Below are 15,793 nucleotides of genomic sequence, written 5' to 3' on the forward strand. Positions count from 1 at the left end.
CTTATTAATTATTAAGTATTTTTCTTATACATTTTATTTTGTTATAATAACCGAAGGAATTTAATTATTTACTTTCGGGGGCGCATCATGGTTTTTTTTAATGCATTACAAAGTATTCTAAGCATCGTTATAATGATTTTTATTGGTTATCTATTAACCTCTAAAGGCTGGCTAAACGAAGAAGCTTCTAAAATCTTTTCTAAGCTTGTTTGTAACATAGCTCTACCTTGCCTTATGTTAGTTGATCTTATGAATAACTTTACTAAAGATAAACTTATCCATTTAGGAAGTGGACTTATTATACCTTTTGTTTCTATGGCTGCAGGGTATTTTATAGCAATATTAACTTCTAAGACCTTAAAGATAGATGAAAAAAGTGCCGGAACTTTCCGTTCCATGTTCTTTGTTTCAAGTTCTATCTTTGTTGGACTACCTGTAAACCTAGCACTATTCGGAGAATCTAGTGTACCTTATGTATTGCTTTATTACATAGCTAACACAACCTTCTTCTGGACCTTAGGTGTTTATGATATAAGCAAAGACGGAATAAGCAGTAAAAAAAGCAGTATTTTTTCACTAGCAACACTAAAAAGGATAGTTTCTCCTCCATTGATGGGATTTATATTAGCTCTAATATTGATTATGATAAATGTTACACCACCAAGGTTTGTTATGGATACTTGCAAATATGTAGGTGGACTTACCACTCCACTATCCATGCTCTTTATAGGTATAACAATGCATTCCGTAGACTTTAAAGATATTAAAATAAATAAAGATATGATAGCTTTGTTCATTGGAAGGTTTTTAATATCTCCATTATTGGTATTTTTGTTGTGTTTATACTTCCCTATACCTACTCTAATGAAAAAAGTCTTTATAATACAAGCGGCAATGCCAGTGATGACAAATACAGCTATTGTAGCAAAAAGTTTTGGAGCCAATCACAAATACGCTAGCCTTATGACTGTCACAACAACTTTGCTCAGTATAATATTTATACCATTTTATATGATATTGTTGTAAGCATACTTATCAAAAACTTTATCTGAACCGTAATTTATTAAAGAATAAAAATTAGCTAAAGCGACCTTCTTTAGCTAATTTTTTTGCGCATCTGCCTTTTCTAAACGTATGTGAAGAAATTCTGGCAGGCGACATAATCTCTCTTTTTTATTCTTTTTCCTATATATGCATTTAAGCCATCTAAGCATACTTATCAAAAACCTTATCTAAAATATAATCTACTAAAGAATAAAAAATCACTAATGCTGCTATGCATTAGTGATTTTTCGTACACCTATTATGATATTAGAAGAATAGTCAGGCGTAATCTCCAACCTTTAACCAATTATTTTAGAAACTCTTTATCCTACAATGAATGTACGGTATCAAGGGCAACTTCTATCATATTTGTGAAGGTTGTTTGTCTTTCTTCTGCGGAAGTTATTTCATCATAAATAAAATGGTCACTTACAGTAAGTAATGCTAATGCATCCACATTATGCTTAGCTGCTAAAGTATAAAGTGCAGCTGCCTCCATCTCTACTCCTAAACAGCCAAACTTAGCCCATATCTTCCACTCATCAGAAGTATCTCCATAGAAAGTATCTGAACTAAATACATTACCAACCTTTGGATCAAAGCCTTTTTCTACAGCAAAGTCATAAGCTTTCCTTAACAGTTTAAAACTTGCAGTTGGAGCAAAATCTCTTCCATTAAATCTTATTTTGTTTATATTTGAATCTGTTGATGCTGACATAGCAATTATAAGATCTCTTACCTTAACTGATTCTTGATAACCACCACAAGTGCCAACTCTTATAAGGTTTTTTACACCATAGCTTTGTATAAGTTCACTTGCATAAATTGATATGGATGGTATCCCCATACCGGTTCCTTGAACAGATACTCTCTTCCCCTTATAAGTTCCTGTAAATCCATACATTCCTCTTACTTCGTTATAGCATATAACATCCTGAAGAAAGTTTTCAGCAATAAATTTTGCTCTTAGCGGATCTCCTGGTAATAATATACTTTCTGCTATTTGTCCTTCTTGTGCATTTATATGAATGCTCATTTCCTTACCTCCATTAAAGTGCCTTATGCACTTATTTATTATATTAAATTTATTGTCATTAAAAATGAAACTTGATTTAAGCTTATTTATGTGTAAACTCTTACATTAAAAATTATAGCCTAAATTGATATTATGTTCTATATTACTCTTGTGTATTAATGTTAAATCTTTAGTTTTTAGCACTCCATATCTTATTATTTCTCTGTAACATGATTATTACTATTGATAGTATAACCACTAAAACAACTATCCATATATATAACTTATCAAAGATTTGTACATAGCTATGTCCTGAAGCCTTTGAACCATCTATATATATTCCCCACAGGAAAGATAAAAGGAATCCTCCTAAATATCTTACCGCAGTGTAAATAGACATCTTTTGTGAAACATTAGTTACTACTACTTTAGATACAAAAATACTTAGAGTTGAGAACCCTATACCAACTACTAAAGCAATTATAGCTAAAGCCAGTATAGCTACTGGTAGTGCCATATGCTGAGATAGTAGCAATGACCCTATCATAAATATAACAATCATAAAATTTCTTATAAACTTAAAGGAAAGTCTTTTCAATAATATCATTGGAGACATGGCTCCTATTGCTATAAGTATCTGCTCTAAAGATATTATAAGTCCAGTATAACCAGAAGCATTATACGCCTCCAAATAGTAAGATAAATAAACCTGTGAAGCCGCAAAGGTTATCTGAGTCATAAAAATCATGAATAATAAACTTATATAATCCCACTTACCCTCTTTAACTTTAGTAATTGTATCTTGCTCTATATTAATGCCGCTTTTAATCTCATTTATAGATAAAGCTATAAATACCCAAGTTAGCGCGCCTATAATCATAGGAATAACTAAAAACAACCTCGGAGAATTTATAAAGTATCCAGCTACAATTGCCGCTATAAGTCCACCTATAGCAGAACCTATTTCAAGAAGACTAGAACCTACCTTTCCATCCTTCTCGTCTTTCATAACCATTTTATTCATAGAAAGTAGTATAGGAAAAAATGATGCTTCTGCCAATCCCTCTATTAATCTTCCAACACAAAATAAAAAGTAATTTACAGTGGTCAAGGCTAAGATTTCAACAGATATACCTACTACCCATACTATAATAAATATCAAAAGTGATTTTTTTGCTCCAGTTTTATTCATTACACTTGCAGCAAAAGAAGGAAATAGTATCATAGCAAGGTACCCTATATTAGGAAGCCATGAGATCTTTGACACTCCTACGCCGAATATTTGTTGAAAACTTTGAAACATAGGGAGAAACATAACCACCCCAAAAACAACTATAAAAGAAACAAAAAAATCTATTACGAAGAAGCTTTTTCTACTATTTAAACTCATCATTTTCTCCTTAGGCTTATTGTTGTAATAACTCTACTGCACTTTTACTTCCATATAATAAATAATTCAATTCACTCTTACCCCTCTAAGTAGATGCTTGAATAAACTTAAGGAAGCGCTTACACATCTTTCTCATAAAAATCACTAATGCTTGTTTCATTAGTGATTTTTACATTAATCTATGTTTTTAACTTATGTTACGAAATTTTAGTAGTTGATATCTTATTATCTTATTACATCATATATAAGAGGAATATTATCTTCATAACTATCTGATATCTTGTAATTGCCTAATATACCATTAGCAGCTTTTTCTATCTTAGCTTCATCATTAGCATGAATATAAGCTAGAACATCTCCTTTTTCTACCTTTTCTCCTCTTTTTTTGTTTAATACTATTCCTACAGCTAGGTCAATATTATCTTCTTTAGTTGCTCTTCCAGCTCCTAATTCCATAGCTACTAGACCTATATTTTCTGAATTTATTTTTGATATATATCCATCTTTATCACTCTTAACTTCATAAACATATTTAGCCTTTGGAAGCAAATCAGAATTTATAACTTGTTCAGCATTACCACCTTGCGCTGCAACAAATTCTTTAAGCTTCATTATAGCTGAACCGTCTTCTATTGTCTTTAAAAGCATAACCTTAGCCTCTTCAGCTGTAGAAGCCTTGCCAGCTAATACAACCATATTGCTTCCTAAAGTTAAGCAAAGTTCAAGTAAATCCTTTGGCCCTTTTCCTCTTAAAGTATCTAGAGCTTCTTTTACCTCTAAAGCATTACCTATACCTAAACCTAAAGGTTGATCCATATCAGAAATTACAGCTACTGTGTTTCTTCCAACATTCTTACCTATGCTAACCATTGCCTCTGCTAATCTCTTCGCATCTTCATAAGACTTCATGAAGGCACCGTCGCCTACCTTAACATCTAATACTATAGCATCGGCCCCTGCAGCAATCTTCTTACTCATTATACTAGAAGATATTAGGGATATATTATCAACAGTACCAGTAACGTCTCTAAGTGCATATAACTTCTTGTCTGCTGGAGCTAAGTCTGCAGTTTGTCCCATTATAGCAATCTTCTTAGTGTTTACATTCTCTATAAACTGTTCTTCTGTTATTTCAACTGAAAAGCCTTCAAAAGATTCTAGTTTATCTATAGTTCCTCCAGTATGTCCAAGACCTCTTCCAGACATCTTTGCTACTGGAATACCTAGTGCAGCCACCATAGGAGTAAGAACTAAAGTTGTTGTATCACCAACTCCTCCAGTACTGTGCTTATCTACCTTAACTCCTTCAATCTTAGACAAATCAAGTATATCTCCAGAATGAACCATTGCCATAGTAAGATCTGTAGTTTCTCTCATATTCATCTTTTGAAAATATATAGCCATTAGAAGTGATGAAACCTGATAATCAGGAATTGTACCTTTTGTATATCCATCTACAAAGTAATTTATTTCTTCTGTTGTAAGCTCTTCACCATTTCTTTTCTTTATTATCAAATCATACATTCTCATATAAAAACCCTCCTCCAGCAAAATTAATCTTAATATACAATATCGCCTAAATATAAGGCCGAAACTTAAATGCGCATAACCGATCTAAAGCTTCTTCTCTGATCCTTTTATTATAATTGTAGGAGAAATAGTAACTCTTTTCTTCTCAGTTACGTCCCTATTTTCTATTACCTCTTTAAGCATATTCATAGAGGACTTGCCCAATTCCTCTGGACAATCTTCCATATAAGTTATTTTTATGCCAACCATATCTAAAAACTCAAGTTTATCGAAGCCTACTATTGCTAAATCATCTGGTATTTTTTTATTTTCATCAAAGATTGCTTTAACAGCACCCATGGTCATCATATTACTGCATACAACAAGAGCAGTAGGCCCATCGTCCATGCTTAGTACACCCTTTGTTATGTCATAACCAGTACTAAGCTTAAAATCACCTTTAAATATATATTCTTCTCTAATAGGAATATTGCTCATAGCCAATGCTTTCTTATATCCCATAAGTCTATCCATTGCAGGCTCAGAGCTTAATAATCCTGTTATTATTCCAATCTTTTTATGCCCTTCTTTTATAAGAAGATTGGTGGCGTCAAAACCACCCTTTATATTATCAACGAATACTCCACTAAAACTAGTATACTTAACATCTGCTACTACAAATATTATTGGTATATCTAAGTTCTCCAGTGTATTTACGTAATTACTGTTAAACTCATTTTCTCCAAACATTGGAGACATGATTACCCCTTTAAGTCTATGCTCCTTTATTACAGTTAAAGCCTTAAGCTCTTTTTCTAAATTGTCATCTGTATTAAAAAGCACTATATTTAAATCCGAGGCTTCTGCCACTTCACTTATGCCCTTTATAAGCTCTCCAAAGTAAGAATTAGTTATATCCGGCACTATAACTCCAATAGTGTTAGTTTCATTTTTAGATAAACTTCTTGCTATTGCACTTGGAGTATAATTCATCTCTTTAATCGTCTCTAAAACCTTATTCCTAGTTTCATCCTTAACATACCCGGAATTATTTAACACTCTAGAAACAGTAGCTAGAGAAACTCCTGATTTTTTTGCAATATCACTAATTGTAGTGCCCATATAATATCCCCCTCACTTCTAACTGAAAAGACTGCATGGTTATTATACTACAAAGCGACATGATTTTATATGAGTTTAAGCAGTTTATTACGTAAATTTTACAAAAAACCCGTACATTTTTAAAATTATCTTTGCCCTTTTTCGTAAGGAACACCATCTGCTGCTGGTGCTTGAGTCTTACCAACAAACCCTGCTAATGCTATCATTGTTATTATATATGGGAATACTGAGTATATTTCTGTTGGTAGGTTTAGTCCTAAAAGCTGTGACTTTAACTGGAACGCATCTGCAAAGCTGAATAGTAAACATGCAAATAAAGTTCCCTTTGGCTTCCAGTTGCCGAATATTACTGCTGCTAGTGCTATAAATCCCTTACCAGATACCATACCATCTCTATATAGTGGTGTAGTTCCAAGTGATAAGGCTGCTCCACCAAGACCTGCAAGCATTCCTGATATTATAACACATATATATCTTACCTTATATACGTTTATTCCTAGAGTATCTGCTGCCTTTGGATGCTCTCCAACAGCTCTTATTCTCAAGCCCCATGGAGTCTTATAAAGTACAAAGTGAGCAATAAATACAGCTATGACCGCTGCGTAGACAAACCAGTTTAAATCTCCTACAAGCTTACCTAATATAGGCATATTTCTTAATGCTTTTGGTATATTATAAGCTAAACCAGTAACTCCATCTGTTTGTCCGCCCTTTCCAAAAAGCTTAAAGATAAGGAAAGCCGCTAAGGCTTGAGCGAAAAGATTTATAGCTGTACCTGATATTACTTGGTCTGCTTTTAGATTTATACTTAAGAAAGCATGGATTAGAGCTATAGCTCCTCCTGCAATCAGGGCAAATAGCACCCCTACTAGAGCGCTTCCTGTAAGGAAGGACCCGTATACTCCAAAGAAGGCTCCCATGATCATCATACCTTCAAGTCCTATATTTACAACTCCTGATCTTTCTGAAAAAACTCCACCAAGACCTGCAAATATTAAAGGAGTAGCAAGAGCTAGAGTTGAGGATAACAGTTCCATTATTATATTTATACTAGCCATTGATCATCGCCCCCTTCTTCTTCTTTTCTGCAAAGTACTTAACAATATAGTCTGTTGCTACAAAGATTATTATTATTGATTGTATAAGATAAACTATTTCCTTTGGTATACCATTTAGCTGTAGCACCTTTGAACTGCTGTTTAAAGCTCCGAAAAGTACTGCTGCAAAGATACATCCTATCGGATGGCTTTTCGCAAGAAGAGCTACTGCCATACCTGTAAATCCATAACCAGGAAGAGTACTAAAATCATCTGTGTAGTACTTACCACCAGCTAAGTGAACTGCTCCACCAAGCCCTGCTATAGCTCCTGATATAACCATTGCAAGAACTATGTTCTTTGAGATGTTTATTCCGCCATATTCAGCTCCCTGTGGATTCAAGCCTACTGCTCTAAGCTCATAACCTATAGTAGTCTTCCATAAAAGCCAAGTTATAAGTATCGCCACTGCTATTCCTATAAACACACCTATGTTTGCTTGATAGTCTGGCATGAATCTAGCAAGTCTTGCACTTTCTTGTATTAGTGGTGATGCAGACTTTCCTTTAACACCAAAGGAAGTTCTAAGGATTACAAAGTTTGCAACATACATTGATATATAGTTCATCATGATCGAGTTAATAACTTCATTGGTTCCCATCTTTGCCTTAAGATATCCTGGTACTGCCGCCCAAAGGCCTCCTGCCAATATACCAGATATCAAGATTAGAGGAATATGGATAAAGGCTGGTAGTCCTGGTATAACACCTACTAGAGCTGCTGCAAGTGTACCAATTACGAATTGACCTTCTCCTCCTATGTTAAACAAACCTGTTTTGAAAGCTACTGCGTTAGCTACACCGGTAAATAAAAGTGGTGTTAAGTAGAAGATAGTATTGAATACATTCATCTCACTACCGAAGGATCCCTTCCATATGGTTCTAAAAAGGTCGCCTAACGCCGTAAAGTAATCTAATATTGAGTATCCCTTTGCCCATATTACGAAAAATCCTGAAATGAATATAGAAAAAACTATAGCTGCTAGTGGGAATAAAATAGGTTTTACTATTGCAAATAATTTATTTTCTTTATTCGTTGATGCCGTTTTACTCAAGACCCTTCACCTCTTTCTTATCATCCTTAAGACTACCACCAGCCATAAGTATTCCAAGCTTTAGCTCTGTAGCATCTTTTCTATCTACTATATCTAATATTTGTCCATCATACATTACTGCTATTCTATCAGATAAAGACATAACTTCATCAAGCTCTAAGGAAACTAGAAGCACTGCTTTTCCATTATCTCTTTCTTTTATTATTCTCTTATGAATATACTCTATAGCTCCAACGTCAAGACCTCTTGTTGGCTGACATACTATTAGAAGTTCTGGATCTTTTGAGATCTCTCTAGCTACTATAAGCTTTTGTTGATTTCCTCCTGATAGGGCAGAAGCCATAACCTCATCATTTGGTGTTCTTACGTCAAACTCTTCTATAAGCTTGTTGCAATGTTTTCTAACTTCATTGTAGTTTAATACTACCCCTTTGCTAAAAGGTTTAGTTCTATGAATTCCTAAAATGGAATTTTCAAATAATGAATATTTAAGTATTAGTCCTCTTTTATGTCTATCTTCTGGAACATGTCCTACTCCAGATTCCATAACCATTCTTGGTGACTTATTAAATATATCCTTACCATTTATAGTTATTTTTCCACTAGTCGCTTTTCTAAGACCAGTTAAAGCTTCTATAAACTCTGACTGACCATTACCATCTACCCCTGCTATACCAACTACTTCACCAACATGCACTGTAAGGTTAAGGTTCTTAACTACAGCAATTTTTCTATTGTCATTGGCATTTAAGTTTTCTATCTTAAGGATCTCACGACCAACCTTCGCTTCATCCTTGTCTACTACAAGATTTACTTTTCTTCCTACCATTAGCTCCGCTAATTGGTCGATATTAGTGTCCTTTGTATTAACAGTACCTGTCACTTTACCTCTTCTTATTATAGTTACTCTGTCACTCATCTTCATAACTTCTTTAAGCTTATGAGTGATAAGAATTACTGACTTACCTTGTGCCTTTAGATTGTCTATAATAACTCCAAGTTCATCAATTTCTTGAGGTGTTAAAACTGCTGTTGGTTCATCAAGTATTAATATGTCTGCTCCTCTGTATAGAGCTTTTAGTATCTCTACCTTTTGCTGCTTACCAACGGTTATATCTTCTATTACTTCATTAGGATCTATATTGAAACCATACTTACTTGCAATAGCTTTAACATTTTCTATTGCCTTCTTCATATCTACCTTTAAGCCTTTTTTAGGCTCTATACCTAAAACTATGTTTTCTGCAACTGTAAAATTGTGAACAAGCATAAAATGTTGATGTACCATACCAATTCCTAGCTTTATAGCATCATTAGGGTTAGTTATCTTAGCAAGCTGTCCATTTACGTATATTTCACCCTTTTCTTGTTGGTACAAACCATATAGTATGTTCATTAAAGTGGTCTTTCCAGCGCCATTTTCTCCAAGCAAAACATGAGTTTCACTTTTATTAAGATCAAAATTAACATTATCGTTGGCTACAGTCCCTGGGAATATTTTTGTTATGCCCTTCATTTCTACCACTTTTGTCATAACTAATACCTCCTACTCAAAACTTTTTAATGTTTATACTTTTATTTGATAGACCACTCTACTCCTCAGGAGCTTCAAAGCATATCTATTTAATTGCATAAGTAAGTATTATCGAATATGTTATCGCTTACATACTTATATTAATACACAAAAATATTACCGTCAATCATATTCTCATGGGTTTTGTAAACATTTTCATCATTTCACACTAACAATTCTACATCTATCGACAAAATATTCTCGCGAAACTTATTTTATCATATTTTTTTTAACTAATAAAGGGACTTTATCATGTTAAGTCGCGAAAAAATTAGCAATTACTCTAAATAAAAACAACTATATGATAAAGTTATCCTCCTCATATAGTTGTTTTTTTATTAAAGCGCTTTCAAAAACTAAAAATCACTGCTGTTATTCAAAACATAATTCGTAAATAAACCTACAGTCTATGTAATATCATAGAGGTTAAATAAGACTAGTGTATTGATTAAATCTATAGTCTCAATATGCTAATCTTATTTAAATCCTTACTATCCATATATGAATAACCTTAATAATATATTTAATTTTTATGCTATGTTTAAAAATATTGTTCAAATTAAGTGGTCATGAAGGAGATGCTATATCTATTAATTTTAGAACAATACTTTAATCTCTAAAATTATGAAATAACATTCTATAATTCATTAACTAAATGCACTTTCTATTATACCTATAAAATTATTATATCCAAGTAACAATTTGTTCCATTGACTGTCTTGTTTTAGCTCTTGGCTCTACTTTTCTATATCCAAAGGCAAGCATGTAAGATATAGTGAATCTTCCATCTTCTAATACTCCTTTGTTATTTAACACTTCCTCAAGTTTCTCTTTATTAAACCCTTCTATAGGACAAGAATCAATACCTATTTCAGCTGCAGCCGTCATCATATTTGCCATAGCTATATAAGTCTGCTTAGAAGCCCAATCATTTAATGCTCTAGAGCTTTCAAGCATCTTAAAATCATTCTCTTGAAAATCCTTGTATCTACTTCTTTTTCCTTCGGCAACGTCACTAGGAAGTTTTTGAATCGCTCTCATAAAGTCTTCTATATACTCAGAATCATATCTTAAGTCCTTTTCTGTTCTCGAAAGCACTAAAAGAAAATGACTAGCTGTAGGCAACTGACCTTGAGCACCCCATGAAACTTTTCTTATTTCCTCTCTAAAACTCATGTCTTGAACCACAACAAACTTCCAAGGTTCAAACCCTAGAGAACTTGGCGATAGTCTTCCTACTTCCAAAATAAAATCAAAATCTTCTTTAGAGATCTTCTTATCTTTATCAAACTCCTTACATGCATGTCTAAAATTATGTGCTGCCAATATTCTTTGCTTTAACTCTTGCATTTCTAATCCACCTCTCGATTTATAATTTATAGATATACCAGTTTAAAGTAAAATATATAAATCAATAAAGCACCATTAACAGGTAAAGTTATTTCTAGTATTTTTAAGATTATACACCTGGAATATCTATTCCTCTAAACAGACGTACTACTTCAACCCTTAGACTCAAAATGAAGCTTTCTATGAATCTAGGAATCTTTATTTCGATAGATTTCATTATGAAGTAGTATGTCTATATATAAATAAATTATATTGTATTATTTGCATATATTGAAGAATGCACATTTCTTATATATAATATACTGTAATATACCTCAGTATAAAAAGTATACTTAATATAATTTTTCACTTCAGAGGTGTTTTTATGAATATAGATAATATAGAATTAGAGAAATCCAATTGTGTTAATTCTCCTTGTCCTGTAGAGGCTACATTAAATGTAATTGGTGGTAAATGGAAAGGCGTTATATTATATAGGTTACTATCCGGTAAGAAACGGTTTAATGAACTTAGAAGAGAAATGCCAAAGATAACACATAGAATGCTTACTTTGCAATTAAGAGATCTCGAAGGTGATGGCTTAGTTAAGAGAACTATATATGCCGAGGTACCTCCAAGGGTAGAGTACGAACTAACGGAATTAGGTCTAACAATAAAGCCAATAATAACAGAGTTATATAATTGGGGAAAAAATTATTTATAAAAACTATTAAGTCTGCATCATCCGCAAATAGCTGGTATTTTCAAAATAGAAGCCATGCATACTAAGGAACAAAAATCACCTTATATGCATGGCTTTTATTCATAAAAATTATAGATACTTATTTTATAACAATCATTACACTAGCTGATGCAAAAGCTTACTTATCTGTCCTACATGGTATATTTTAAGGTAATGTAATGGCCTTGTCATAGCTACATATAGCAACTTTATATCTAACTCACTATCAGTATACATCTGTTCAGATGCATTGCAGATTATTACCATATCAAACTCAAGCCCCTTAACTAAATAAGTAGGTATTATTACTATTCCTCCACTAAAATCACTCTCACCGCCAGTAACCATGGTAGTTTCTATGTTAAAGTTATCTATTATACTTTTAAGCTTCCTACATTCCTCTATATTTTTACAAATAAGTGCTAGTGATTTATATCCTTTTTCTTTCCACAAATCTACATCAGCGTTTATCTTTAAGGCTAGCTCTTCAATATCACTTAATCCTTCTATTTTTATTACCTCACCATGTCTTATAACTGGTTTAGCAAGTGGAAGCTGGCGTTCTTTAATATTCTCAAGTATCTTTGTAGCACCACTCATTATTTCTACAGTTGTTCTATAACTTTGCTCAAGAGTAAGCATTTCAGCCTCTCCATCGAATATAGCCTTGTTTATATAATCCCAATCGCTTGTTCCTCTATAGCTGTAGATCCCCTGACATATATCCCCTAGTATAGTCATGGAGCTTGATCCAAGAACCTCTTTTAATACTAAAAATTGAAACACGCTGAAATCCTGCGCCTCATCTATTACAATATGCCTTAAGTTTAGTTTTTCTTCCAATCCATATATCTTTAATTTTATATACATAAGTGGTGCCAAGTCTTCAATGTCTATGCTCTTACTGTCTATATTAGTTACCGTTTGCTCTGCAAGCTTTGCTACAAGACCTTCCGACTTCCAATACTTAAGCATATACATGAAATCTTTATAATAATCACTTACTCTAAGGGGTACTATCTTGTCAAAGTATTCTCTAATCAAACTGCCCATCTTAATCCTTGCCCTTTTAACAGTTATGTCTCTTTCATCTGCAATCTCTATTATCTTGGCTCTTCTTTCAGGACAATCATCCATATCTCTTCTCAGTTTATTTATCCTCCAGTCATAATCATCTTCTATAGACTGAAGAATCTCTTTTTTATTTGCTTTTAGTTTATTTGTTAGATGCTTCTTAATTTCTATTATTCGCTTTTCAAAAGGGAGATGGTTGTAGCTGTTAGTAAACAAACTCTTTATTTCTTTATAAGAATATATTACAGTATCATGAATTTTGAAATCTAATTTAGGAATGTATTTTGCTTCTATAAACTTTAAAAACTTATCTAGCATCAATTTGTATTCTATTGAAGATTTAAAACTACTTATTTTATTCGATCTCATGTCTCCTTCAATTATACTTCTCAGTTTTTCCGAAGGATCTTTTATATCAAATTTTTCTTCAATAAGTTCCAATGCAAAATCCTCAAAGGTATTTTGCCTAACGCTATGAACACCTAGTTCCGGTAGTACATCAGATATATAACTTAGGAAAAATCTATTTGGAGCGATTATCATAAACCCATCTGAGGGTACAGTCTTTTCATAATTGTACAAAAGATATGCTATTCTATGGAGTGCTATGGTTGTTTTTCCTCCTCCAGCAGCACCTTGAACTAGCAATGGCCTCCACATGTTAGCTCTAATCACCCTGTTCTGCTCCTCTTGAATGGTTGATACAATGTCTTTTAGCCTATTATCCTTAAGTGAATTAAGACTTGCCTGAAGGAACTCATCATTTGTAGTTATATCTATATCATATATTTCTTTTATTTGTGATTTTTCAATACTGTATTGTCTCTTAATACTTATATTGCCACTTATAACCCCATCTTCACATTGATATTGAGCTTCCCCAAGTCTACCTTCATAATAAAGGGTTGCCACAGGTGATCTCCAATCCACTATAATCATCTCGTTAGTATTGTCATCCATCAACGAGACCTTTCCGATATAAAGCTGTTGAAGTTTATCTTTATACTGTTCCTTAAAATCAACCCTAGCAAAGTATGGTTTTTCCATACTGCTTTCAAGCCCCTTAACCTTATACTCTAAATTCTTCTGAAGCACATAATTTATAGATAGATCATTGAACTGCTCCGCATTGTCTGAGTTGTAATGAGATAAACCATATTCAACTTCTGAATCAATCTTATTTTTATCTGCTAATATCCTATCATTATAGCTTTTAAGATATTTCAAAGTTATATCTAACCTTTTCAATTCTTCTTCATAATCAGGATGCTCTGTTCCCGCCATTCAAATCACTCCTTAATTTTAATTTTGTGCCACATTGTACTAAGCATAAAGTGGTAGCCAAGTTTGAATACTGAGATAGATAATATTTTATATCAAATAATGGAAATTTCAAAATGTTACTCATCATCATATTTAATATTCCGATACTGTGACTTTATCTAATATATGTAGAACCATAGTAAATCTAAATATTTCTCAATTTATCTTGACAACACACTATTTTTGCCTTATAGTATAAGTATAAATTAGAAAATCATATTATATTAGTGATTTTATGTCAAAAATAATTTGTAAAATATTGTCAATTACTAGAGATTTATGTTCTCTAGTTTTTTTATTTTATAGAAGCTACAACTAAAAATTGTGTTAATTCTTAAATAAATCAGAACCCCTTCCTACCTGCAATTAATCCACTTAATATAAACTGCCGCATAAATATTTATTATAATTGGCTTACTCCATAAAAATGTTGATTATAAAAATTTAAAATTATATATTTAGATATGTGAAGTTGTAACTTTCAATTTGAACAATATTAAAAATAGATTTATTAATTTTATGGAATGCCACACTAAGCATAGGAGATTTCAAATGAAGAAGTTTAAAAAAATATATATAGAAATAACTAATGTATGTAACCTATCCTGCGAATTTTGTCCACAAACAAAAAGAAAACCAGAGTTTATTACTGTGGATAAGTTTAGCGAGGTCCTGGATAAAATAAAAGGACACGGAGATCACATCTACCTTCATGTAAAAGGCGAGCCTCTCTTGCATCCTGAACTAGGACAATTATTAGAAGTAAGTCATTCTAAAGGTTTTAAGGTTAATATAACAACAAATGGTACGCTAATTAATAGGGTTAAGGAAAATTTAATAGGCAAGCCATCACTTAGACAAATCAACTTTTCTCTTCACAGCTTTGATGGAAACGAAACCTCTAAGGATAAGAACTCATACATAAATAGCATTTTATCATTTACTAAGGAAGCTGTTGATACTTCTGAGCTAACAGTATCCTTAAGGCTTTGGAATCTATCTGAAAACAACATAATAAACATTGAAAATAAGAGAAACAATTCAATTATAGAGATGATAGAAGAGTTCTTTTCTCTAGATTATAAGATAGAAGAAAAGGTCATCCCTGCTAGAGGAGTAAAGTTAAAGGATAGAATTTATCTAAATCAAGGCTCTGAATTTAAGTGGCCAGACACTAAACTAGATATTGAAGATAACTTCGGTTTTTGCCATGGTCTAAGAAATCAAGTTGCTATATTAGTTGATGGAACTGTGGTTCCATGCTGCCTAGATGGCGAAGGCGTGATAAACTTAGGTAATATATATAGTTCATCTTGTCTTAATGAAATCGTAGAAGGAGAGAGAGCTTCCAGCATTTTTAACAGCTTTTCTAATAGACAGATAAAAGAAGAACTTTGTAGGAAGTGTGACTATAGAAGAAGATTCACTAGGTAAAATGTAGTTATTCATAACAAGCCATACTACAGTTATTTATAATATTAAATGAGTGATTTTAGTTAATAGTATTTAAATCACTCATTA

The 15,793-nt window shown here is 32.6% G+C and carries 12 protein-coding genes; 3 read left to right on the plus strand and 9 right to left on the minus strand.

What is annotated here, in order from left to right; translation table 11 throughout:
- Window positions 1–87: 87 nt before the first annotated feature.
- Window positions 88–1,026: an AEC family transporter gene (locus C1I91_RS27640; RefSeq protein ID WP_128215809.1), complete on the plus strand. Its 939-nt coding sequence runs from the start codon at window positions 88–90 to the stop codon at window positions 1,024–1,026.
- Between the two features lie 346 nt (window positions 1,027–1,372).
- Here the strand turns inward: C1I91_RS27640 and deoD are convergent, their stop codons facing one another.
- The 8 genes from deoD to C1I91_RS27680 all read right to left on the minus strand — a co-directional run bounded on the left by deoD (window position 1,373) and on the right by C1I91_RS27680 (window position 11,154).
- Window positions 1,373–2,080 carry a purine-nucleoside phosphorylase gene (gene deoD / locus C1I91_RS27645; RefSeq protein ID WP_128215810.1) on the minus strand — a complete coding sequence of 236 codons (708 nt, stop codon included), beginning with the start codon at window positions 2,078–2,080 and terminating at the stop codon, window positions 1,373–1,375.
- 169 nt (window positions 2,081–2,249) lie between these two features.
- Window positions 2,250–3,449 carry an MFS transporter gene (locus tag C1I91_RS27650; protein WP_164880690.1) on the minus strand — a complete coding sequence of 400 codons (1,200 nt, stop codon included), beginning with the start codon at window positions 3,447–3,449 and terminating at the stop codon, window positions 2,250–2,252.
- A 225-nt stretch (window positions 3,450–3,674) separates the two neighbouring features.
- Entirely contained in the window at window positions 3,675–4,979 is a 1,305-nt protein-coding gene (locus C1I91_RS27655; RefSeq protein ID WP_128215812.1) for a pyrimidine-nucleoside phosphorylase, read from the minus strand.
- A gap of 84 nt (window positions 4,980–5,063) precedes the next feature.
- Window positions 5,064–6,080: a LacI family DNA-binding transcriptional regulator gene (locus tag C1I91_RS27660; protein ID WP_128215813.1), complete on the minus strand. Its 1,017-nt coding sequence runs from the start codon at window positions 6,078–6,080 to the stop codon at window positions 5,064–5,066.
- A 125-nt stretch (window positions 6,081–6,205) separates the two neighbouring features.
- Window positions 6,206–7,138, minus strand: coding sequence for an ABC transporter permease (locus C1I91_RS27665; protein WP_128215814.1), 933 nt, complete (start codon window positions 7,136–7,138; stop codon window positions 6,206–6,208).
- A complete protein-coding gene (locus C1I91_RS27670; protein ID WP_128215815.1) occupies window positions 7,131–8,231 on the minus strand; it encodes an ABC transporter permease in 1,101 nt (366 codons plus the stop codon). The genes C1I91_RS27665 and C1I91_RS27670 overlap by 8 nt, the downstream gene beginning before the upstream one ends.
- Window positions 8,224–9,765 carry an ABC transporter ATP-binding protein gene (locus tag C1I91_RS27675; protein WP_128215816.1) on the minus strand — a complete coding sequence of 514 codons (1,542 nt, stop codon included), beginning with the start codon at window positions 9,763–9,765 and terminating at the stop codon, window positions 8,224–8,226. Before C1I91_RS27675 ends, C1I91_RS27670 begins: the two co-directional genes overlap by 8 nt.
- Window positions 9,766–10,488: 723 nt before the next feature.
- Complete coding sequence (locus C1I91_RS27680; protein ID WP_128215817.1) at window positions 10,489–11,154, minus strand: NAD(P)H-dependent oxidoreductase; 666 nt, start codon at window positions 11,152–11,154, stop codon at window positions 10,489–10,491.
- A 364-nt stretch (window positions 11,155–11,518) separates the two neighbouring features.
- Between C1I91_RS27680 and C1I91_RS27685 the strand changes: the two genes are divergently transcribed.
- Complete coding sequence (locus tag C1I91_RS27685) at window positions 11,519–11,857, plus strand: winged helix-turn-helix transcriptional regulator (RefSeq protein WP_128215818.1); 339 nt, start codon at window positions 11,519–11,521, stop codon at window positions 11,855–11,857.
- Window positions 11,858–11,992: 135 nt separating this feature from the next.
- Here the strand turns inward: C1I91_RS27685 and helD are convergent, their stop codons facing one another.
- Window positions 11,993–14,233, minus strand: a complete 2,241-nt coding sequence (helD, locus tag C1I91_RS27690) for an RNA polymerase recycling motor HelD (RefSeq protein ID WP_128215819.1) — start codon at window positions 14,231–14,233, stop codon at window positions 11,993–11,995.
- A 591-nt stretch (window positions 14,234–14,824) separates the two neighbouring features.
- Between helD and C1I91_RS27695 the strand changes: the two genes are divergently transcribed.
- Window positions 14,825–15,706 (plus strand): radical SAM/SPASM domain-containing protein, encoded by an 882-nt coding sequence (locus tag C1I91_RS27695; protein ID WP_128215820.1) that lies wholly within the window; start codon window positions 14,825–14,827, stop codon window positions 15,704–15,706.
- Window positions 15,707–15,793 lie beyond the last annotated feature (87 nt).

This window comes from Clostridium manihotivorum (assembly GCF_004015185.1).
Taxonomy (GTDB): Bacteria; Bacillota; Clostridia; order Clostridiales; family Clostridiaceae; genus Clostridium_AR; species Clostridium_AR manihotivorum.

Coding starts and splice junctions, on each gene's coding strand:
- deoD (WP_128215810.1), bottom strand. CDS start 2,080: ATGAGCATTCATATAAATGCACAAGAAGGACAAATAGCAGAAAGTATA.
- C1I91_RS27695 (WP_128215820.1), top strand. CDS start 14,825: ATGAAGAAGTTTAAAAAAATATATATAGAAATAACTAATGTATGTAAC.
- C1I91_RS27650 (WP_164880690.1), bottom strand. CDS start 3,449: ATGAGTTTAAATAGTAGAAAAAGCTTCTTCGTAATAGATTTTTTTGTT.
- C1I91_RS27680 (WP_128215817.1), bottom strand. CDS start 11,154: ATGCAAGAGTTAAAGCAAAGAATATTGGCAGCACATAATTTTAGACAT.
- C1I91_RS27685 (WP_128215818.1), top strand. CDS start 11,519: ATGAATATAGATAATATAGAATTAGAGAAATCCAATTGTGTTAATTCT.
- helD (WP_128215819.1), bottom strand. CDS start 14,233: ATGGCGGGAACAGAGCATCCTGATTATGAAGAAGAATTGAAAAGGTTA.
- C1I91_RS27665 (WP_128215814.1), bottom strand. CDS start 7,138: ATGGCTAGTATAAATATAATAATGGAACTGTTATCCTCAACTCTAGCT.
- C1I91_RS27675 (WP_128215816.1), bottom strand. CDS start 9,765: ATGACAAAAGTGGTAGAAATGAAGGGCATAACAAAAATATTCCCAGGG.
- C1I91_RS27640 (WP_128215809.1), top strand. CDS start 88: ATGGTTTTTTTTAATGCATTACAAAGTATTCTAAGCATCGTTATAATG.
- C1I91_RS27655 (WP_128215812.1), bottom strand. CDS start 4,979: ATGAGAATGTATGATTTGATAATAAAGAAAAGAAATGGTGAAGAGCTT.
- C1I91_RS27660 (WP_128215813.1), bottom strand. CDS start 6,080: ATGGGCACTACAATTAGTGATATTGCAAAAAAATCAGGAGTTTCTCTA.